This window comes from Sulfuriferula sp. AH1 (assembly GCF_002162035.1).
Taxonomy (GTDB): domain Bacteria; phylum Pseudomonadota; class Gammaproteobacteria; order Burkholderiales; family Sulfuriferulaceae; genus Sulfuriferula.
In genome coordinates, this window is the sequence record NZ_CP021138.1 from 2,171,268 (window position 1) to 2,192,765 (window position 21,498).

The following is a 21,498-nucleotide window of genomic DNA, read 5'->3' on the forward strand; positions in this document are numbered from 1 at the left end:
ATGCAAGATGCTGACCTGCTTCGTTACAGCCGGCATATCCTGCTCAACGATATCGGCATAACAGGTCAGCAAGCCATTCTCGATGCTCGCGTCCTCATTATCGGCGCGGGCGGTCTGGGTTCCCCGGTTGCCCTCTATCTGGCCGCCAGTGGTGTCGGTCACATCACTATCGCCGACAACGACAGCGTCGACTGCAGTAATCTGCAGCGACAAATCATTCATGACGATGCCGCCATCGGGCAAAACAAGGCGGTCTCCGCGGCTGCCAGCATCCACAGGCTCAATCCGCGCGTGCACGTCACGCCTGTTTGCGAGCGACTGTCTGGCACACTGCTCGAGCATCACGTTGCCGCGCATGACGTCATTATTGATGCCAGCGACAACTTCGCCACGCGCCATGCCATCAACCGCGCTTGCCTTGCGCATCGCAAACCGCTGGTTTCAGGGGCAGCGGTTCGCTTTGACGGGCAAGTCAGCATCTTTGACATGCGCCGGCCTGACAGTCCGTGCTATCACTGCCTGTATCCGGAAAACAGCGATGCTGATGAAGTGAGATGTGCAGAAAACGGCGTGTTTTCACCGCTGGTCGGCATCATCGGCGCGACGCAAGCCGCCGAAGCACTCAAACTCATCTGCGGCGCGGGAAAAACATTGAATGGTCGTCTGTTACTGCTGGATGCGCTTGATATGCAGTGGCGCAGCATCAAACTTACACGCGATTCGGAATGCGATGTATGCGGCCAATACCAGCCGACCGCCGATTCCGAATCGGCAGCTAACTGACGCCTGCAATCTAAATTGCCGTCCGCAGGACCAGCCACAACCCGGCAAAATCGGCATTCGGCAGTCGTTTGAAACCGCTCTTGGCAAATTGCTGCCACTTGCCGATCACAATGCAAAGCAGCATGTTAGCGGCAATATTCGCATCGACTGTGGTTTCGGCTTGCGTCACGGCGATACGCAGACTTTGGCGCAATGTCGCTTCCAGACGGTCGTGCAATTGCGTGATACGCGCCTGCAAGCGGTCATTCTCGTTGACCAGCGCATCGCCGATCAGCACACGCGTCATGCCGGGGTTGGTTTCGGCAAAGCCTAACAATACCTTGGTAATTGCCTCCAGCTGTGCGATGCCGCTTTCCTGGCTGGAGGTGATTTTATTGATCAGCCCGAATACGGATTGTTCGATAAACTCGATCAAGCCTTCGAACATCTGCGCCTTGCTGGCAAAATGCCGGTACAGCGCTGCTTCCGATACTTGCAAACGGGCTGCCAATGACGCCGTCGTGATTTTCTCTGCGGCGGGCATTTCCAACATTTCAGCCAGTGTTTGCAATATTTGTAATTTTCTCTCTCCCGGTACTGACACTGCTACTCCCCTTATTAAATCTGCGGATGCGCTCGTTCCAATTTATTATACAAGCCGTTTAACGCATCCAGATAGGCCTCAGCTGAAGCCACTACGATATCGGTATCCGCACCCTGCCCATTGACGATCCGTCCGGCTTTGGACAGGCGCACGGTCACTTCTCCCTGGGCATCAGTGCCAGTGGTGATGTTATTCACCGAATACAACTGCAATTCCGCGCTGCTGTTCACTATCTGCTCCAGCGCCTTGAAAGTTGCGTCAACCGGACCGCCGCCCGCGGAGCTGGCGGTTTTTTCCTCGCCATGTGCGCTGATCACAACCTTGGCAAAAGGAATCTCGCCCGTTTCCGAGCACACCTTGAGCGATACCAATTTGTAGGCTTCAACTGCGTTAGCAGCAGCTTCTTCACTGACTAAAGCGTGCAGATCCTCATCGAAAATCTCGTGTTTCTTGTCGGCCAATTCCTTGAAACGGGAAAAAGCGGCGTTAACGGCTTCTTCCGTACCCAAATCGATGCCAAGTTCGGTCAGACGGGTACGGAACGCATTGCGTCCGGAATGCTTGCCCAGCACCATTTTATTGGCGCTCCAGCCGACATCTTCCGCGCGCATGATTTCATAGGTCTCGCGATGCTTGAGCACGCCATCCTGATGGATACCGGACTCATGTGCAAACGCATTGGCGCCGACGATGGCTTTGTTCGGCTGCACGGCGAATCCGGTAATGCTAGCCACCAAGCGCGACGCGGGCACTATCTGCGTGGTGTCGATGCGGGTAGCGCAGTGGAACACATCCGAACGCGTACGCACCGCCATGACGATTTCTTCCAGCGCCGCATTGCCCGCACGCTCACCCAAGCCATTGACAGTACACTCGACCTGACGCGCGCCATTCATCACCGCTGACAGGGAATTCGCCACTGCCAGCCCCAGGTCGTTGTGACAATGCACCGAAAATATGGCCTTGTCCGAATTCGGAATACGTTCGCGCAAGTTGCGGATGAGCGTGCCGAATTGCTCAGGTACGCTGTAACCGACTGTATCCGGGATATTCAAAGTACGCGCGCCGGCATCGATCACCGCCTCCAGTACGCGGCACAGGAAATCCTGATCCGAGCGCCCGGCATCTTCCGGTGAGAACTCGACGTTATCCGTGTATTGCCGTGCCCAGGTCACCGCTTTGACAGCCTGCTCGATGACCTGATCGGGCGACATGCGCAGCTTCTTCTCCATGTGGATTGGGCTGGTAGCAATAAAGGTATGGATACGCGAGGAATTGGCGCCGCGCAACGCTTCGCCGGCGCGCTGGATATCACGTTCCAGGGCGCGTGCCAGACCACAGACGGTACTGTCCTTGACCGCATCGGCGACTGCCTTGACCGATTCAAAATCACCGTTCGAGGCGGCCGGGAAACCGGCCTCGATGATGTCCACCCGCATGCGCTCCAGTTGCCGCGCGATACGGACCTTTTCCTCGCGCGTCATCGACGCGCCGGGGCTCTGCTCGCCATCGCGCAAAGTTGTATCAAATATAATCAAATGGTCGCTGCTCATGGTTTACTCCATGCTAAATATCACTGAACTGGTTTGCCTGCAAACAGATGATTGCCAGGCACGAATGTCACGAAGAGGAAAGGGGGTTTATTATTAGCGCGCCAAGCGCAGCAGCCGGACGGATAGCAGCATACTGAATGAATTGTTCGTAAGCATGCATAAGTACTCTGTTCACAATTGACAAGAAAATTGTTATTGCGGCTTGATTTTGTTTCTGCGTAACCATGCCCAGGCACTGCTCGCATAACCCGATAACGCGTACAGCGTCACGATGGCGAACAGGATTTCAGGCGGACTGTACGCGACCAGCACGAATCCCATTGCAATCAGAAACACGACGACAAAAGGTACGCTGCGCCGCAAGTTGATATCCTTGCCGCTGTAATAGCGCACATTGCTCACCATCGTCAAACCGGCGAACAGTGTCACAAAAAATGCCAGCCATCTGACATCGTTCCCGGCGATGCCGTATTCATTCATCACCCACACCAGGCCAGCGACCAGCGCCGCCGCTGCCGGGCTGGGCAAGCCCTGGAAATAACGCTTATCTGCCACATCCAGTTGCGTATTGAAGCGTGCAAGGCGCAATGCAGCGCCGACGCAATACACGAACGCCGCCATCCATCCCAGCTTCCCCATGCCTTTCAACGCCCAGACATAGGCGATCAGGGCCGGCGCAACGCCAAATGACACCATATCCGACAAGGAATCATACTCGGCACCGAATGCACTTTGCGTATGGGTCAAACGAGCCACACGACCGTCCAGCCCGTCCAGCACCATCGCCACGAATATTGCCACCGCCGCCAGTTCGAAACGACCATTCATGGCCTGCACGATGGCATAGAAGCCGGCAAACAGCGCTGCTGTGGTAAACAGGTTTGGCAGCAGGTAAATTCCACGCCGCTGCGATTGCTTACCGATTAACGGTTTGTAACTATGATGTTCTGACATAGGTTTATCTGGCATTGGATTTAGGCTGGTGCAAAAGCGTTACTATTGCCCTTACATGATCCGAACGTAAACGATGTCTCAACGAATGTTTTTGTATCGATTTCTCATCGCTGGCAAGCATCGGATTACGTTTGGCAGGTACCAAACAAAACGAGGTCTGCGACCTCGTTTTGGCTTTATCATCAGTTCTTGGTTTGATCCACTAACTTGTTTTGCTTGATCCACGGCATCATGCCACGCAGTTTTTCACCGACAATTTCGATCGGATGTTCTGCATTCTGACGACGCTTGGCATGCATACCGGCAGCACCGGCCTTGTTTTCCAGAATGAAGCTTTTGGCGTATTCGCCGTTCTGGATGTTGGCCAGCGCCTGCTTCATTGCGGCGCGCGCCTGATCAGCGATCACAGCCGGGCCGGTCACGTACTCGCCGTATTCTGCGTTATTGGAGATCGAATAATTCATGTTGGCGATGCCGCCTTCGTACATCAGGTCGACGATCAGTTTCAATTCGTGCAGGCATTCAAAATAAGCCATTTCAGGTGCATAACCTGCTTCAGTCAGCGTCTCGAAACCGGCTTTGACCAGCTCTACGCAACCGCCGCACAACACAGCCTGCTCGCCGAACAAGTCAGTTTCGGTTTCTTCACGGAACGAAGTCTCGATCACGCCGCCTTTGGTGCCGCCGTTGGCCGCAGCATAAGACAATGCCAGATCGCGCGCCTTGCCGGAGTTATCCTGATGTATCGCGATCAGCGAAGGTACGCCGCCACCCTGTTTGTAGGTAGAACGCACCAGATGGCCCGGGCCTTTAGGCGCAATCATCACCACATCCACATCCTTGCGCGGGGTGATCTGGCCATAATGGATATTGAAACCATGCGCAAAAGCCAGGGTCGCACCCGCTTTCAGATTAGGCGCAATATCGTTTTTGTAAACATCAGGTTGCTGTTCGTCAGGCACCAGGATCATGATCAAATCGGCATTTTTTACCGCTGCGCCTACTTCTTGCACTTTCAGGCCTGCGGCTTCAGCCTTGCTCCAGGATGCGCCGTCTTTGCGCAAGCCGACAATCACGTTAACGCCGGAATCCTTGAGGTTGTTAGCGTGCGCATGGCCTTGCGAGCCATAGCCGATGATCGCTACGGTCTTGCCCTTGATCAGCGAAAGGTCGGCGTCTTTGTCGTAATAAACATTCATGTAAAACTTCCTTATACAAGTAAAAATCAAAATGCGACCACACACGTATTGCGTGCGCAGTCTTAAACTTTAAGTATGCGTTCGCCGCGACCGATACCGGAAGCCCCGGTACGCACGGTTTCCAAAATCGCCACAGGGTCGATCGCCTCGATAAAGGCATCCAGTTTCGTTCCCGGGCCGGTTAATTCGATAGTGTAGGTTTTTTCAGTGACATCAATAATGCGGCCACGGAAAATATCCGCCATGCGCTTCATTTCCTCGCGGTCCTTACCGAACGCGCGCACCTTGACCAGCATGAGTTCGCGTTCGATATGGCTGCCATCCGACAAATCCAGAATTTTAACCACATCAATCAACTTGTTGAGTTGCTTGACGATTTGTTCGATCACGTCCTCCGAACCACGGGTGACGATGGTCATGCGTGACAGCGTGACGTCTTCGGTAGGCGCAACAGTCAACGACTCGATATTATAACCGCGCGCCGAGAACAATCCGGCGACACGCGATAGGGCACCGGCTTCATTTTCCATCAATATAGAAATAATATGGCGCATGTTCAAAGCTCCTCTGCCAAAATCATTTCAGTAATACCTGCGCCGCCCGGTACCATAGGGAACACGTTTTCAGTCTGGTCGGTGATGAAATCCATAAACACCAGACGATCCTTGAGCGCAAATGCTTCGCGCAGAGCGGGTTCGACGTCTTCCGGTTTTTCGATCTTCATGCCCACATGGCCATACGCCTCGGCGAGCTTGACAAAGTCAGGCAAGGAATCCATGTAGGATTCGGCATAACGATTGCCATAGAAGAACTCCTGCCATTGCCGCACCATACCCATGTAGCGGTTATTCAGATTCACGATTTTAAGCGGGATATGGTACTGGCGACAGGTAGATAACTCCTGTATACACATCTGTATGCTCGATTCACCGGTAATACACGCCACATCACGATGCGGATGCGCCAGCTGCACGCCCATCGCTGCCGGCAAACCGAATCCCATGGTGCCCAGGCCGCCGGAAGTCACCCAACGGCGCGGCTGGTCGAATTTATAGAACTGCGCCGCCCACATTTGATGCTGACCGACGTCGGTGGTGACAAAGGCATCGCCCTTGGTCACTTCCCACAGTTTCTCCACCACATACTGCGGCTTGATGATATTGCTCTTGCGATCGAATTTGAGGCAGTCCTTGCTGCGCCAATCCTCGATCTGCGACCACCATGCGCCCAGCGCGGCTTCATCACGACGTTCCTTGCCGGTTTTGATCAGTTTGATCAATTCATCCAGTACCGCCGCCACGTCACCCACGATAGGCACATCCACTTTCACGCGTTTGGAAATGGAAGAAGGATCGATATCGATATGAATGATGCGGCGCGCTTCACGCGCAAAGTGATCGGGCGAACCGATCACGCGATCGTCAAAACGTGCGCCTACGGCCAGCAATACGTCACAGTGCTGCATCGCCATATTGGCTTCGTAGGTGCCATGCATGCCCAGCATGCCGACGAATTGCTTGTCAGTCGCCGGATAGGCGCCCAGGCCCATCAGCGTATTGGTGCACGGAAAACCCAGCATCCGGGTCAGCTCGATCAGCTGTTTCGACGCATTGCCCAGCACCACGCCGCCGCCGCTGTATATCATCGGGCGTTTGGCCTCGAACAGCATTTGCGCGGCTTTCTTGATTTGCCCGGTATGCCCCTTGACCACCGGGGTGTAGGAACGCATGGTTACCGTTTCAGGGTAAAAATATGCGAATGACTGGCCGGTGATATCCTTGGGAATATCCACCAGCACCGGACCAGGGCGACCGGTAGAGGCGATATAGAATGCCTTTTTCATGGTTTCGGCCAGATCCTTGATGTCCTTGACCAGAAAATTGTGTTTCACACACGGACGCGTGATACCCACAGTATCCACTTCCTGGAACGCATCCATGCCGATAGCGCCGGTCGGCACTTGGCCACTGATCACCACCATCGGAATGGAATCCATGTAGGCCGTGGCGATACCGGTCACGGCGTTGGTCAAACCCGGGCCTGAGGTTACCAGCGCCACCCCGACCTTGCCGGTCGAACGAGCATAGCCGTCAGCTGCATGTACCGCCGCCTGCTCATGGCGTACCAGCACATGCTTGAACTTGTCTTGTTTGAAAATCGCGTCGTATATATTGAGCACCGCGCCGCCAGGGTAGCCGAATACAAATTCGACGCCTTCATCTGCCAAGCAACGTACGGTAATCTCAGCGCCTGTTAATTCCATTTGCGGTTGCCAATCCATTTAATCCGAAGAACATTCAATACTAAAGCTAAACAGGCTTTAGGTCAAAAAAATTACCTTTTTGCAGCTAAATATAGCGGCATCACCCGCTCTGAATATACCGCCAGATCCTGCATGCGCGTATCCGGGCTGGGATGGGTACTGAGGAACTCGGGCGGATTCCCCCCCAGCTTGCTCATTTTCTGCCACAGACCGATCGCTGCGCGCGGATCGTAACCTGCCCGTGCTGCCAGCTCCACCCCCATCCGGTCAGCTTCGGTTTCATGCAGGCGGCTATGCGGCAAGCCGACCCCGACCTGATACAGCTGCCCGGCTGCATTCACCGTGCCGCGACCGACACCGCCTATCTGTGCACCCAGCATACCCAATTGCAGCAAACTCTGTTCGGATGCCTGCTCGCGCGCATGCTCACGCACTGCGTGAGCGATTTCATGGCCCATTACGGCGGCAATCTCGTCGTCGCTTAACTTGAGCTTGTCGATAATGCCGGTATAAATCGCAATCTTGCCGCCAGGCATGCACCATGCGTTCACTTCCGGCGAGCGGATGACATTCACCTCCCATTTCCAGCTCAAGGCATCGGGACGAAACACGGCGGTTTGCGGAATCAGCCGGTTGACGATCGCGCGCACTCGTGCAGTTTGCGCCGGGTTCGGGTTCAAATCGCCTTGCCGCGCCTCTTTACCCAGCAGATTGCTGTAGGTCAGGGTCGCCTGCTGCATCAAAGACTGGCTGGAAACCAGCTGCGACATCGTTTGCGGGCGGTTTATCCCCACCGCTCCGCCATTCGTTGTATTCACCGTCTGACACCCTGTGACTGTCAACGTACCGATCAAAATGATTGCAAATCGCCTGAATCGCATTATTCTCACCTCTGTCAATTCAAATTCCTGCAACCCGTTTTAATGAGCCGCTTCCCAATTTTTGCCGACACCGAAACCTATCTTCAGCGGCACTTTCAATTCTGCCACACGACACATCAGATCCGATAAATTCGCCCGCACCTGATTCAACTCGGATTCAGGCACTTCCAGCACCAGTTCGTCATGCACCTGCATGATGATGCGGGTTTGCAGATGCTCGCGCGCCAGCCAGCCGGATACCGCGATCATCGCCAGCTTGATCAGATCAGCTGCGGTACCCTGCATCGGCGCATTAATGGCGGCACGTTCTGCGCCGTCACGACGCTGCTTGTTGCTGCTCCTGATTTCCGGCAGCCACAGACGTCGCCCGAATACCGTTTCCACATAGCCCTGACTGCGCGCACTCTCGCGGGTACGCCGCATGTATTCGGCCACGCCGGGATAACGCACGAAATAGCGGTCGATATAGGCTTGCGCGGCCGCCCGCTCCAGTCCAAGCTGACTCGCCAGACCGAACGCGGACATGCCGTAAATCAGACCGAAATTAATCACTTTGGCCACCCGGCGCTGGTCTGCATTCACTTCGACCTGCGGCACGTTGAATATCTCCGCCGCTGTAGCGCGATGCACATCAGCATCCTCGGTAAAAGCCTTGAGCAGGCTGACGTCATCCGACAAATGCGCCATGATGCGCAATTCGATTTGCGAATAATCGGCAGAGACGATCACGCATCCCGGCGCTGCGATAAACGCTTCGCGGATACGCCGGCCTTCCGCCGTGCGCACCGGAATATTCTGCAGGTTCGGCTCGACACTGGACAGACGCCCGGTCACCGCCACCGCCTGAGAATAACTGGTATGCACGCGCCCGGTGGCCTTGTTCACCATTTTCGGCAATTTGTCGGTGTAGGTGGATTTCAGCTTGGTCAAGCTGCGATATTCCAGCAGCAACTTGGGCAACGGATAATCTGCCGCCAGTTGCGACAACACATCCTCGTCAGTGGACGGCACACCGCTCGGCGTTTTCTTGATCACGGGCAATTTGAGCTGATCGAACAGTATGGCCTGAATCTGCTTGGGCGAATTGAGATTGAACGGCTGTCCGGCGAGTTCGAACGCGCGCTGCTCCAGACCGAGCATGGCCAGACCCAGTTCGCGACTCTGCTCATCCAGCAAAACGCTGTCCAGCAGCACGCCATTGCGCTCGATTTGCCACAAGATCGGCAACAGTGGCATTTCGATCTGGCCATACACGTAATTCAAGCCAGCATTGACATTCAAGCGCGGGTACAACGTTTGATGCAATTGCAGGGTGATGTCGGCATCTTCGGCTGCGTATTCTGCCGCACGGCTCAGCTCGACCTGATCGAAACCGATTTGCGACGCGCCTTTCCCTGTGACCTGTTCGTAGCTGATGGTGTCCACACCCAGATGCCGCTGCGCCAGACTATCCATATTGCGCGGCAAATGCGATTCCAGGATGTACGCCTGCAGCATGGTGTCGTGCGCCACGCCGGCCAGACGTATGCCGTGATTGGCCAGCACATGCATGTCGTATTTCAGATTCTGGCCGACCTTGAGACAGCTCGCATCCTCCAGCCAGGGTTTCAGGCGTGCCAGAGCGGTATCGAAATCGAGCTGTTGCGGCACATCAGGGCCGGTATGCGCCAGAGGCAGATAGGCGGCATGATGCGGCGTGATCGCCAGCGATACGCCAACCAGGCGGGCTTGCATGGGGTCGAGACTGGTTGTCTCGGTATCCACGCTGACCACCTCCGCACCCGCCACCTTTGCCATCCACTCATCCAGCTGCGCCAACGTCAGCAAGGTCTCGTACTGACGGGTCGGCTGCGGCAATGACGCGAACAGACTGCCCTGCGCTTCACCGTCCGCAGGCACCTCGGGCGAAGCGGCGGACAATTCGCGCAGCCATGTCCGAAAATGGTAACGCGTAAACAGCTCCAGCAAAGCCGTCCTGTCCTGCGCACGCATGACCAGATCCGTCACCGCGACATCCAGCGGCACATCGGTACGGATGGTAATGAGTTTGCGCGCCATCGGCAGCCAGTCCAGCACCTTGCGCAGATTGTCCCCGACCGCACCGGTAATTTCGTCGGCATGGACGATCAGCTGCTCCAGCGTATCGAATTGCGCCAGCCACTTCACCGCCGTTTTCGGGCCGACTTTCTCCACACCGGGGACGTTATCCACGGCATCGCCGACGAGGCACAGATAATCCACGATACGATTCGGCGGCACACCGAACTTGACCGGCACCGCCGCTTCATCCAGCGCCTCATTCGACATGGTGTTAATCAGCGTGATATGACTGTCGACCAGCTGCGCCATATCCTTGTCGCCAGTCGAGATCACCGCCTCTATGCCCTGCTCCCTGGCCTGACATGCCAATGTTCCGATCACATCGTCGGCTTCCACCCCATCCACCATCAATAGCGGCCAGCCCATCGCGCGTATCGCGTCATGCAGGGGCGCGATCTGGCATGCCAGATCCGCCGGCATGGACGGGCGATTCGCTTTATATTCGGGATACCAGTCGTCACGGAAGGTTTTTCCTTTTGCATCAAACACGCAGGCGTTATAATCAGCGGCAATGTCTTTTTGCAACCGGCGCAGCATATTCAGCACCCCGTAGATCGCGTTGGTCGGCTCACCGGCCGGGTTACGCATATCGGGCAGCGCATGGAACGCACGATATAAATAGGAAGATCCATCTACTAACAGCAACTTTTTAGCCACGAACTTACCTCAATATGCATAAAGAAAAATTACCCCCGCTCGCCGATCCCGAACTGGCCGCGCATGCCAGCTATAATGCCCGCGAATCATGGCGCATGTTCGAGATTATGTCAGAATTTGTCTCTGCCACCGAACGCCTGAGCGAAATTCGCCCCGCCGTCAGCATTTTCGGCAGTGCCCGGACGCCGCCCGATCATCCCTATTACCTGCTCACCGAGCGCATCGCGCGCCAGCTGTCGGATGCCGGTTTTTCGGTGATTTCCGGCGGCGGCCCCGGCATCATGGAAGCCGCCAACAAAGGCGCCTATTTCGGCACTTCGCCCAGCGTCGGCCTCAACATCCAGTTGCCGCACGAACAGCACAACAATCCGTTCCAGGACATTTCGCAGACCTTCGCCCACTTCTTCGTGCGCAAGGTCATGTTCGTCAAATTCGCTTCGGCCTATGTGGTCATGCCCGGCGGTTTCGGCACTCTGGACGAACTGATGGAAGCGCTTACCCTCGTGCAAACCGGCAAGACCCGCAAGATCCCCATCATCCTGGTCCACAAGCCCTTCTGGATCGGCCTGATAGACTGGTTCAAAAATACCTTGGTCAGCGAAGGCACCATCAGCGCCGAAGACATGCATCTGATCAAGCTCATCGACGGCCCGGAAGACGTCGTTTGCGCGATTTTCGACCATTACGAGCAACAAGGCTTTGAGCCGTCAGCGCACGATCGCGAAATCCAACTTTATTTGTAAGACTATCATCAGCAAATGCGACTGCTCTGCTAAAATCAAATGATTACAAAACCAATCGAGGTCATCATGCGTAAACTTATTGCCGCTCTCGTGCTGAGCCTGCCCCTGTTCAGCGCCGCCGCCGACCGTCCCGCAGATTTGCAAGCGTTGCCTGAAGCCCCGCCGCCTCCGGGTGTCGCCCCTGATGACAGCGAACCGCAAATCACCATCAAGCATCGCGGTGAAGCCAAGATTGAAGAGTACAGCGTCCATGGACGGGTCTACATGATCAAGGTCACGCCAAGCAAAGGCAAACCCTATTATCTGGTCGACTCGCGCGGTGACGGGCAATTCAGCCGTCAGGACAACCTCGACTCAGGCACGCGCCCGCCGATGTGGGTCATTCATTCGTGGTAATTTCCCGTATTCAGCGCGGTGATTATCATCGCGCTCGCTAACCATTCAACCGTCATGTCCGTATTTACCAGCGTCACCGAAACCGAAGCAGCCGCATGGCTTCAGCACTACCCGATCGGAAAGCTCACCGCATTACGCGGTATTGCGTCGGGTATCGAGAATACCAATTATTTCCTTACCACCGATCAGGGTCAATATGTGCTGACGCTGTTCGAAAAGCTGACCCCGTTCGAACTGCCTTATTTCCTGCGCCTCATGGATCACCTTGCCGGCAAGGGCGTGCCCTGCCCGCAGCCGGTTGCCAACCATCAGGGCGAATTGCTGGGCGCGCTCAACGGCAAGCCCGCCAGTATCGTCAGCCGGCTCAGCGGCGCGTCACTGACACAACCCACCGCAGCGCACTGTGCCGCAGTGGGTACGACATTGGCGCAGATCCACCTGGCCGGACAGGATTTCCCCTTGCACCGCAATAACGAGCGCGGAGCCGCATGGTGGAAAGCCACCAGCCCGCAACTGTTGCCTTTTCTGACAGTTGACGCCGCCGAATTGTTGCAGGCCGAGGTCAAATTCCAGGCACTGCATCGCCTGCAGGATCTGCCACGCGGCGTCATCCACGCTGACCTGTTCCGCGACAACGTACTGTTTAACGGCGACGCCCTGTCCGGCGTCATCGATTTCTATTTCGCCTGCGATGACGCATGGCTATACGATATTGCGATCACTGTAAACGACTGGTGCACCGTGGACGGCGGCGAACTCGATCCGGCCTGCACCTCTGCGCTGCTGCAAGCCTACCATGCCGTACGCCCGCTTTCCCCGATCGAACGCGGTGCCTGGCCTATCACCCTGCGCGCCGCTGCACTGCGTTTCTGGGTATCGCGCCTGTACGACCTGCATTTCCCGCGCGAAGGTGAAATGACCCACGCCAAAGACCCCGCTCATTTCGAACAGATTCTACGTTGCCGAATTCAGGCACAATCCGCGTTACAACGCATGTGGATCAATCAGGGAGCCCAATCATGAAAATGCGTATCGTGCCTGCCAGCCACGGCTGGTTATGGATCAAACAAGCTTTTAGCATCTTCAAACAAAGTCCGCTGATCTGGATAGCATTAAGCGTTTCGGTCATTCTGCTCGGCGCATTGCTCGGCATGATCCCGTTTCTGGGCAGCCTGCTGTTCCAGCTCATCGCCCCTGCACTGACCGCCGGATTGATGCTGGGCTGCCGCGCCCAACAGCAGGGCGAAGAACTTGAAATCGCCCATCTGTTCGCGGGCTTCAAAAGCCACGGCGCGCAGCTGGTTACGGTCGGCGGCATTTACTTGACCGGCATGCTCATCATCGCAGCCATTGTCGGCATGATCGGCGGCGAACCGATGATACGTGCCATGACCGCAGGTCACCCCGATGCAGGCACTGTTGCCACCACCGGCATGGCGGGCATGAGCATGGTACCGGTACTGACCGGTCTGGTGCTGCTGGTTCCGCTGCTGATGGCGTACTGGTTCGCGCCTGCGCTGATCGTTTTCGGCAACATGCGTCCGATTGACGCGATGAAAACCAGTCTTGCAGCCAGCCTCAACAACGTCACTGCCTTTCTGGTTTATGGCCTGACCATTTTCCTGCTGTTCATTCTCGCCACACTTCCGCTCATGCTGGGCTTCCTGGTAATGATTCCGCTGGCATTTATCAGTTATTACACTGCGTTTGAAGATGTGTTCGGTGATGACGAAATCAGCCGGATTAGTCAGACGGACTGATCCTGCCCGACTCCACGGGCGGTAACCGTCACGGATAATACAATGCGATCGGCATAAATATCCAGCATTGCTCAAACGGATACCGCCCGTTGTCATATCAGTTCTATCTTGCTGTTTTAAAAACAGGATATCTCTTCAATCCTGTTTCAAGATTCATATAAACGCAGTATTATGTTTTGCCAGTCGGCAGGATTTTCATCACAGCATGAAATCATGCGTTCCAACGTAATGAAAATCCTGTTGCACAACAACAATGCAGTGAATAAAAACAAGAATGCAGCATGGCTGATTATTGCCAGCCCAGCGCCCGGGTAAAGCGGCAAGAACACGATAATGATAATAATAAATACACCATTCATCATCAGGAGATCAATTAACGATTTCAGGGTAATCATCCATGCTGAAATCGGATACTTTAATCTATGCAGGACTATCTGAAACCACATCGTTTGCGCTTTGTGATGGCGCTGCTGCTATGCTTGCCGCTGATTGCGCTCGGCGCGGTATCGCTCAAGCAGGGCGAAGTTGTCGATTTAATCAAGAGCGGTCATCTGTACCAGGCCACCGATAATAATTTCCCGACATCCGCCGCAGACCTTCCGGACTGGTTATCGCGACATCAGCCTGCGAGCCACATCAATCTGTTTGGCGGCAGCTACTGGTTCTATGCCGAAGTGCAGAATGACACCGGCAATAACGAATGGGTGCTGAATCCCGACGATACGCTGATCGATAAAGTCGAAGCGCGCGTCTATGCCGCAGACGGCACGGTGCAGCGGTTTGTAACCGGCTACCGGGCCGAGCACGAATACATGCTGCATTACGGCAAGGACATCCATCTGGCGGCAGGCACCAGCAAGATACTGGTCAGACTGCAAAGCCCGTACTACGCCTCGGAACCGGGTATCGAAATTGGTACCGAGCACGATTACCGCGAACGCGTGCTGTCGGAAAACGTGCAAACCCTCGCCGCATTCGGGGCACTGGTGACGCTGGCACTGTACAACCTGTTCATCTTCCGCATCACCCGTGATCGCGCCCTGTTTTACTACGCCCTGTATCTGCTTGCCTATTTCACCGGCTGGGCATTCACTTTCCAGCTTCCAGCGGAATTGTTCGGCTGGCATAACCTGCATGTGCACTACATCGCGTTCTTCCTGTTGCCGGTTCTCAATACCCTGTTCTACATGGAGTTCCTCAGACTGAAGTCGAATTTCCCGCGGCTGGCGGCCTTCAGCCGGATCAATATCGTGCTTCCGCTGCTACTGCTGCCCAGCTGCTTTTTCGCGCTCTCCTATGCGCACATGCTAGCGACCATTGTCATCAGCATGTGGCTGATGACGGCACTTGCCAGCGGCATCATCAGCCTGCATCATGGCTTCCGGCCTGCGCGCTACTTCGTCCTGGCCTTCATCGCGCTGCTGATTCCCGGCGCCATGATCCTGCCCGCCAATCTGGGACTGATACCCGACCTGGTCGAAAACGCCGAATTACTGACTTTGCTGGGCGGCACGCTGGATGCGATTCTGCTGGCTTTTGCCCTGGCTGACAAAATCAGGCTGCTCGCCAACGAAAAGGATCAGGCCCTGCTGCGACTAAGCAAAATGCTGGCATTGGCAAGCACCGATCATTTGACCGGCATCGCCAACCGTCATGCCTTTGACCTGCTCTTCAAGCAGAATTTTTCGTGCCCGGAATGTGCCGATGACCCGCAGCAGAAAATACTGTTTCTGATCGATCTGGATGGCCTGAAAATCATCAACGACCGTTTCGGTCATGCCAGCGGCGATGCCCTGTTGTGCGCATTTGCCCGTGAATTGAACGAGCTGGAAACGGAAGGCATTTCAGTATATCGGCTGGGCGGTGACGAATTTACCATTCTGGCGGACAAACACCACGAAACCCATCTCTGCGAAGCCCTCGCAAGAATCGAACAAACCATTACGGAACAAGGCTTCAGCGGTACCGGCGTCAGCTTCGGCATCGCCTATGCCAGCGAGAGCATCTCCCCGGATGACATGCTCATCCTGGCCGATCGGCGCATGTATGAAAACAAGATCTCACGGCGCAGAGCTCGGGTCACCGACCTCTGCGAAGCCGAGGTATCCGTGTTCGGCGCCGCACAAGGCTCATCCTGATCCGCAAACCTATACGCCCGCATTAAAAATCGGTTTCCCCCTTGATGACCTTCGGATACCCGGTCATCGCCCGGGATGTCTGCATCCCGGCCATCACCGCTGCCTCGACGCAACCCGCATTCAACCCAGTTTTGATCCAGTCTCCGGTCAGATACAGATTGGAAAAACCCGAACCGTCAGTGGCAAGACGATATTGCGTGCTGTTTACCACCGACAGCACATAACGCTCCGAAGGATCGATATTGGCCCGCCAGTACTGACTGTCGAAACGCACCGCTCCCGTAGCCTGTGTCTGATCGACGAGCCACCCCCATTTGAACGCGCCGGGTGCTCCGGCGTTAGGCCACAGAGCAGTAATGCGCTGATCGAGCTGATCGATGGCTCCCTGTTTTGCGCTTGCCGCACAACGTGCCGGAAACCCGTAATCCGTTACCGGCGGAAAAGCATCAACCGGCATGGCACTGCAAAAATACGATACGTTTTTAGGATCTAACGGTGCCGGCCAGTCTTCCCGGCACAGCAATTGATCCATCGGCGCCCAGGTGTCGTAGGGTTCGGTAAAGCCGCTCAGCACCGGCTCCTGCCCTTCGGGCTGATCGGTCCATCCCATTTGCGCGAGATCCTGATTCAGCCACACCTGATAAGCCTGAGTCACTACGGTCTGCACTTTTTCGGCAGTTGCTTTCAGAGCCGGACTCTGTGTCAATAGCTGCGGGCACAGTTGCGCCACGGCACCGATGGAAATACCGAAAACCACACGATCGAAATCCCGGCCCTTCTTCAAACTCACTTGCGGCAACGGTTCACCAAACGCCTGTTCGTACAACGCAGGCCAGTTGCTCCAGTTGGATTCGAGATTGATATTTTGCGCTTGCAGCAGCGCAGCCTGCTGCGGCAATATCTGATCGAAATTCGGCGCGCTCGGCCAGCACGCCAACCCTTTCACGTAAACCAGCGGAGCATACTGATTGCTACCGGCGCTGACGGCAACCTGTCTGGTCAGGCGGATTTCGCCGACTGTATCGCCGTCCGGCAGCAGCTCTTCGACCTTATGGAAGAACTGGAATTTAACGCCGCGCGCCTTGAGCACCTGATAAAACGGCGTGAAAATCGTATCACCCATGCCCGCCTGCATCTTGTACATGATGCTGCCTTTGTAGCAGAGGCTGATGCGCATCATCGCGCGCAGCAGCGTGCCCGCCTCGGCATTCGGCTTGCTGAAATCGCCGCCGTCATAAGCGAATACCAGATCGTAGAACCCGCGTACCGGGGCTGAATCGACCACCAGCGGCACATTGGCGCCATGCCTGGTCAGCCAGTCACGGAAATCCGCATCGTTGATCACGTCAAAGCCGTGATCGAATACGCCGTCTTCCAGCATGCCGAGCAGGATGGTCACACCCAGATCGACACAAATGAACAGACGTCGCAATTCATCGTTACCATCGAGCAGAGGCAAAACTGTCTCGTCATTCCACTGCTTGATGCATTTTATCGACGAAGCCAATGCATCGCGTTGCAGCGGCGTATGCTCGGACAGCAATTCCGGCAATCCGCTGATAAACTCATTCAGTCTCAACACGAAATCAGCGACGTCCGCACACAAATGGCCGACGTCCAGCTCCCAGAAAGCGGCCAGACTGTGTAACCACGCCGGATGTTGACCGGGGGCAGATAGCCGTGCAGCCGACTGATCGGGCAGATGCCCCTCCCGAATCTCATCCAGCCACTTCTTGATCCAGCCCAGCAATGCGACGGCAGCCTGCCAGATGGTGATGGCTTCACTGCCGTTGCCAGGCACGCCGGGCAGTTGTGGAAAATCCAGCGGCCACATTTTCCACTCATCGCCGATATGCTCGGACAACACCACAAAATCATGCGATTTGAACGCATCCTGCCAGGTTGCAAGCGGTGCACCCGCAGGTCTGCCCATCGCCGCATACGCTTCCCTGATCATCGCGAAAGCGTTTTCGTAGAAGCCGAACCAGATATGCAAACCGTGCTCTTCGATACGCTGGCCATACTGTGCATTGCGGCCGCTCGCGCCTTTGCCGCCGATGCGCCAGCCCATCTGATAAACAGTGATGTCATATTTATTCTGCCAGCCGGGCTGATTGGTCAGGTAATACGCCGCCGTCATCGAACCGACACCGCCGCCGAGTATGGCGATTTTTTCCGGCTCGATTTGCGAGTTATCCACCAGCTCCTCGCCGGGGGTAACCGTAAAATCGAATTGCAAATTGAAGGGCAGGATCGCCGTGGTGTCGCCCAGCGGCAATCCCAGCGTCTGGTCCAGCGGAAAGCTCGCAAACGGGTGCAGTGTCGCCGTGTATTCATAGCCCAGGAACGCGCCGCTATGCAGCTTGTCAACGTTCGCGGGTGCGGCGACGATGGCCTGATACACCGCTTTCTCCCCGGCTGAATCGGGAAACTGCTTGAGAAAGATCTGGTCGGTACGCGGCTTGAACAGCAGGGAAATGACATCCGTCCACCCGGCGACATCCATGTTGAGGAAATCCGGCATGGATTTGAGCAGTTCGAATGCTTGCAGCAGAAAATCCAGAAAGTCGTTTACCGGACGATGCGGATTGATCTTCTTCACCGCATTCACCTCCAGCAGCGGATGCATGGCTATCTGCGTATCGGGTGAAAACGGCTGGAATCCCTTGGCGGAAACGGCGCAGCGCAACGGCTCGGCATCGGCCTGCGGAATTTCGTATTCGCACAGGTATTTCGGATAGCCGAACAGCTCGCGCCCGTTGATCAGCGCCATGCCGTCATCCACAAAAATATGGCACGGGTACCAGTACACATGGGACAGCTTGCCAGCTTCATCCATCTTGCCGACCATGATCCAGGTCACGATATCAACCTCGGTAATCCAGCCCTTGTCCCTGTCCACCGGCACGGTAGAGTTGGCATGACCGACCCGCGTAAAAGTCGTCAGCACATACGGCGAAAGCACCTTGAAGTGCATACGCCCGGCAGCCACCTGATTCAGGGCTGTATCCACGGTAGCCTGGAGCTGAGTGAGTCCGCCCTTTACAAAAAAACCGTACATATTGGCTTGCTGCAGCTGTAACGGCGAATGCATCACTGCCGAACCGCCGGTATAGATATATTGCGGGCGTTGCGTCATTCAAGTCTCCCCTGTCCGGATAAAATCCGCATCTGCAAATACTTGCATATAGAATATTATTCTTATAATTTTGCGTCATATTACCTTCTGCTCCCGGCTCTCCGCTAGCACTTTAATGCGATCCCTGTGTACTATGCGCATTTACCTGACGAGCATGACATGTCCGATGTGATTTTATTGAGCGGCGGTATCGAAAGCTCGACTTTGCTGCATATGCGGCACGGACAGGACGAACTGCATCCGGTGTTCATCGATTACGGGCAGCGTGCGGGACAAGAGGAATTTCGGGCGGCACAACAGCAGTGTGCCCGGCTCGGCCTGCAATTGAAGAAACTGGATATGGCGCAGACAGGCCATGATTTCCGTGAAGGACAGAACACAAAACTGCATGTGCCTCTGCCGCACCGCAATCTGATCGCGTTAAGTCTGGGATTGAGCTATGCGACCCAGATTAGTGCCGGGTGGCTCATGCTGGCATTGAACCTGGAAGATACGCTGGCTTATCCCAGCGCATCCACCGCATTCATCGCAAAATTCCAGGATATGGCCAACGTGCTGGGCAGCGTTGAAATCGCCACACCGCTGGCCGCCTTGAGCAAGGCGCAAATTATCCGGCAAGGCATGGCGCTGGGCATGGACTACACGCAAACCTACAGCTGCCTGCTCGGCTATCCGCTGCACTGCGGCCAGTGTCCGCAATGCCTGCATCGCCGTGAAGCCTTCAGGCAGGCCGGCGAGCAGGAGCCCGCCGACTTCTACCGCGCTTGAACCGCGTTCAGGGCCGAATTACCGTATCCACCGCAACCGCCGCGGTTTGCGGGTAATCGCGGCTGGTATGCAGCCCGCGGCTCTCATGTCGCAATTGCGCACAGCGCACGATCAGATCGGCGGTAACCACGAGATTGCGCAACTCGATCAGGTCATTGCTGACACGGAAATTTTCATAATATTCATTGATTTCCCCGGCCAACAACGCGATCCTGTGCGCGGCGCGTTCCAGCCGCTTGTTGGTACGCACGATACCCACATAATCCCACATGAAACGGCGCAACTCGTCCCAGTTGTGCGACAGCACGATTTCCTCGTCGGCATCGGTTACCCGGCTTTCGTCCCATTCCGGCAGCACATTGGTCTGCGCAGGCGCTGACGTCAATATGGTTTGCGCCACCACCCGACCGAATACCAGGCATTCCAGCAGGGAATTACTGGCCAGCCGGTTGGCGCCGTGCAAGCCGGTGTGCGCAACCTCACCTACGGCATACAGGTTGTTGATATCCGTACGCGCCGCCAGATCCGTCATTACGCCGCCACAAGTGTAATGGGCGGCAGGTACCACAGGGATAGGCTCGCGGGTGATGTCTATACCCAGTTCCAGGCAGCGCTGATAGATATTGGGGAAGTGGCTGGTGATAAAATCCGCCGGCTGGTGCGAGATATCCAGATACACGCAATCCAGACCGCGCTTCTTCATTTCCCAGTCGATGGCGCGCGCCACCACGTCACGCGGCGCGAGCTCTGCACGCGAGTCGTGCGCAGGCATGAAACGCGTGCCATCGGGCAATTTCAACAAACCGCCCTCGCCGCGCACAGCCTCGGAAATCAGAAACGACTTGGCGCGCGGATGGTACAGACAAGTCGGGTGAAACTGCATGAATTCCATATTGGCGACACTGCAGCCTGCCCGCCACGCCATCGCCACGCCGTCGCCGGTCGCCACATCGGGATTGGTCGTATACAGATAAACCTTGCCCGCGCCGCCGGTTGCCAATACGGTATGCCTGGCCATAAAGGTCTTGACCCGCCCATTCCGGCTATCCAGCACATAACTGCCATAACAGCGCCGGTCGTCGCGCCCGAGCTTGGCGCCGGTAATCAGGTCGATGGCGATATGGTGTTCGAGCAGCGTAATGTTGGGGTGAAGCCGAATCTGCTGGCACAAGGTACGCTGTACCGCACGCCCGGTGGCATCGGCGGCATGGATGATACGCCGCGCGCTATGCCCGCCTTCACGTGTCAGGTGAAAGCCGGTGTCGCTGGCGATATCCTCGGTGAACGGCACACCCACCTCGACCAGCCATTGCACGGCTGCGCGCCCGTGCTCCACCACGAAGCGCACTGCAGCCTCATCGCACAATCCGGCACCGGCGATCAAAGTGTCCTGAATATGCGCTTCTACCGTATCATCATCAGCCAACACCGCCGCAATCCCGCCCTGCGCCCAAGCGCTAGCTGAATCCTGCAAAGTTTTCTTGGTCAGAATAGTAATCTGCATCGTTTCTGCCAAATGCAGGGCAGTAGTCAATGCAGCCAGGCCGGAGCCAATGATGAGTACGTCGGTATGTTCCATAT

At 55.8% G+C, this 21,498-nt stretch carries 17 protein-coding genes; 7 read left to right on the forward strand and 10 right to left on the reverse strand.

Annotation, left to right across the window (positions count from 1 at the left end):
• Positions 1-783 (forward strand): molybdopterin-synthase adenylyltransferase MoeB, encoded by a 783-nt coding sequence (locus CAP31_RS11015; protein ID WP_087447579.1) that lies wholly within the window; start codon positions 1-3, stop codon positions 781-783.
• A 10-nt stretch (positions 784-793) separates the two neighbouring features.
• Here CAP31_RS11015 and slmA read toward each other — a convergent pair whose 3' ends face one another.
• From slmA to polA, 8 genes are all read right to left on the reverse strand, one after another.
• Positions 794-1,366: a nucleoid occlusion factor SlmA gene (gene slmA, locus CAP31_RS11020; protein WP_223247255.1), complete on the reverse strand. Its 573-nt coding sequence runs from the start codon at positions 1,364-1,366 to the stop codon at positions 794-796.
• A gap of 14 nt (positions 1,367-1,380) precedes the next feature.
• Complete coding sequence (locus CAP31_RS11025) at positions 1,381-2,919, reverse strand: 2-isopropylmalate synthase (RefSeq protein WP_087447581.1); 1,539 nt, start codon at positions 2,917-2,919, stop codon at positions 1,381-1,383.
• A 192-nt stretch (positions 2,920-3,111) separates the two neighbouring features.
• Complete coding sequence (gene pssA, locus CAP31_RS11030) at positions 3,112-3,873, reverse strand: CDP-diacylglycerol--serine O-phosphatidyltransferase (protein WP_087448360.1); 762 nt, start codon at positions 3,871-3,873, stop codon at positions 3,112-3,114.
• Between the two features lie 182 nt (positions 3,874-4,055).
• Complete coding sequence (ilvC, locus tag CAP31_RS11035; RefSeq protein ID WP_087447582.1) at positions 4,056-5,072, reverse strand: ketol-acid reductoisomerase; 1,017 nt, start codon at positions 5,070-5,072, stop codon at positions 4,056-4,058.
• Positions 5,073-5,134: 62 nt separating this feature from the next.
• Positions 5,135-5,626 (reverse strand): acetolactate synthase small subunit, encoded by a 492-nt coding sequence (gene ilvN, locus CAP31_RS11040; protein WP_087447583.1) that lies wholly within the window; start codon positions 5,624-5,626, stop codon positions 5,135-5,137.
• Positions 5,627-5,628: 2 nt separating this feature from the next.
• A complete protein-coding gene (locus CAP31_RS11045; RefSeq protein ID WP_087448361.1) occupies positions 5,629-7,335 on the reverse strand; it encodes an acetolactate synthase 3 catalytic subunit in 1,707 nt (568 codons plus the stop codon).
• A gap of 71 nt (positions 7,336-7,406) precedes the next feature.
• Entirely contained in the window at positions 7,407-8,153 is a 747-nt protein-coding gene (locus CAP31_RS11050; protein WP_223247256.1) for a M48 family metallopeptidase, read from the reverse strand.
• A gap of 102 nt (positions 8,154-8,255) precedes the next feature.
• Positions 8,256-10,973, reverse strand: coding sequence for a DNA polymerase I (gene polA, locus CAP31_RS11055; RefSeq protein ID WP_087447585.1), 2,718 nt, complete (start codon positions 10,971-10,973; stop codon positions 8,256-8,258).
• A gap of 14 nt (positions 10,974-10,987) precedes the next feature.
• On the opposite strand from polA, the gene CAP31_RS11060 reads away from it, so the two are divergent.
• The 5 genes from CAP31_RS11060 to CAP31_RS11085 all read left to right on the forward strand — a co-directional run bounded on the left by CAP31_RS11060 (position 10,988) and on the right by CAP31_RS11085 (position 16,010).
• Positions 10,988-11,716, forward strand: a complete 729-nt coding sequence (locus CAP31_RS11060) for a TIGR00730 family Rossman fold protein (protein WP_087447586.1) — start codon at positions 10,988-10,990, stop codon at positions 11,714-11,716.
• Positions 11,717-11,782: 66 nt separating this feature from the next.
• A complete protein-coding gene (locus CAP31_RS11065) occupies positions 11,783-12,112 on the forward strand; it encodes a DUF2782 domain-containing protein (protein WP_087448362.1) in 330 nt (109 codons plus the stop codon).
• A 54-nt stretch (positions 12,113-12,166) separates the two neighbouring features.
• Complete coding sequence (locus tag CAP31_RS11070) at positions 12,167-13,135, forward strand: homoserine kinase (protein ID WP_087447587.1); 969 nt, start codon at positions 12,167-12,169, stop codon at positions 13,133-13,135.
• The gene (locus tag CAP31_RS11075) at positions 13,132-13,872 is read left to right on the forward strand and encodes a BPSS1780 family membrane protein (RefSeq protein WP_087447588.1); all 741 of its coding nucleotides are present in this window, start codon (positions 13,132-13,134) and stop codon (positions 13,870-13,872) included. The genes CAP31_RS11070 and CAP31_RS11075 overlap by 4 nt, the downstream gene beginning before the upstream one ends.
• Positions 13,873-14,294: 422 nt before the next feature.
• Positions 14,295-16,010 (forward strand): GGDEF domain-containing protein, encoded by a 1,716-nt coding sequence (locus CAP31_RS11085; RefSeq protein ID WP_087447590.1) that lies wholly within the window; start codon positions 14,295-14,297, stop codon positions 16,008-16,010.
• 22 nt (positions 16,011-16,032) lie between these two features.
• On the opposite strand, the gene CAP31_RS11090 is transcribed toward CAP31_RS11085, so the two are convergent.
• A complete protein-coding gene (locus tag CAP31_RS11090) occupies positions 16,033-19,149 on the reverse strand; it encodes an NAD(P)/FAD-dependent oxidoreductase (protein ID WP_087447591.1) in 3,117 nt (1,038 codons plus the stop codon).
• A 159-nt stretch (positions 19,150-19,308) separates the two neighbouring features.
• On the opposite strand from CAP31_RS11090, the gene CAP31_RS11095 reads away from it, so the two are divergent.
• Positions 19,309-19,917, forward strand: coding sequence for a 7-cyano-7-deazaguanine synthase (locus tag CAP31_RS11095; protein WP_223247257.1), 609 nt, complete (start codon positions 19,309-19,311; stop codon positions 19,915-19,917).
• Positions 19,918-19,924: 7 nt separating this feature from the next.
• Here CAP31_RS11095 and nadB read toward each other — a convergent pair whose 3' ends face one another.
• Positions 19,925-21,496 carry an L-aspartate oxidase gene (nadB, locus tag CAP31_RS11100; RefSeq protein ID WP_087447592.1) on the reverse strand — a complete coding sequence of 524 codons (1,572 nt, stop codon included), beginning with the start codon at positions 21,494-21,496 and terminating at the stop codon, positions 19,925-19,927.
• Positions 21,497-21,498 lie beyond the last annotated feature (2 nt).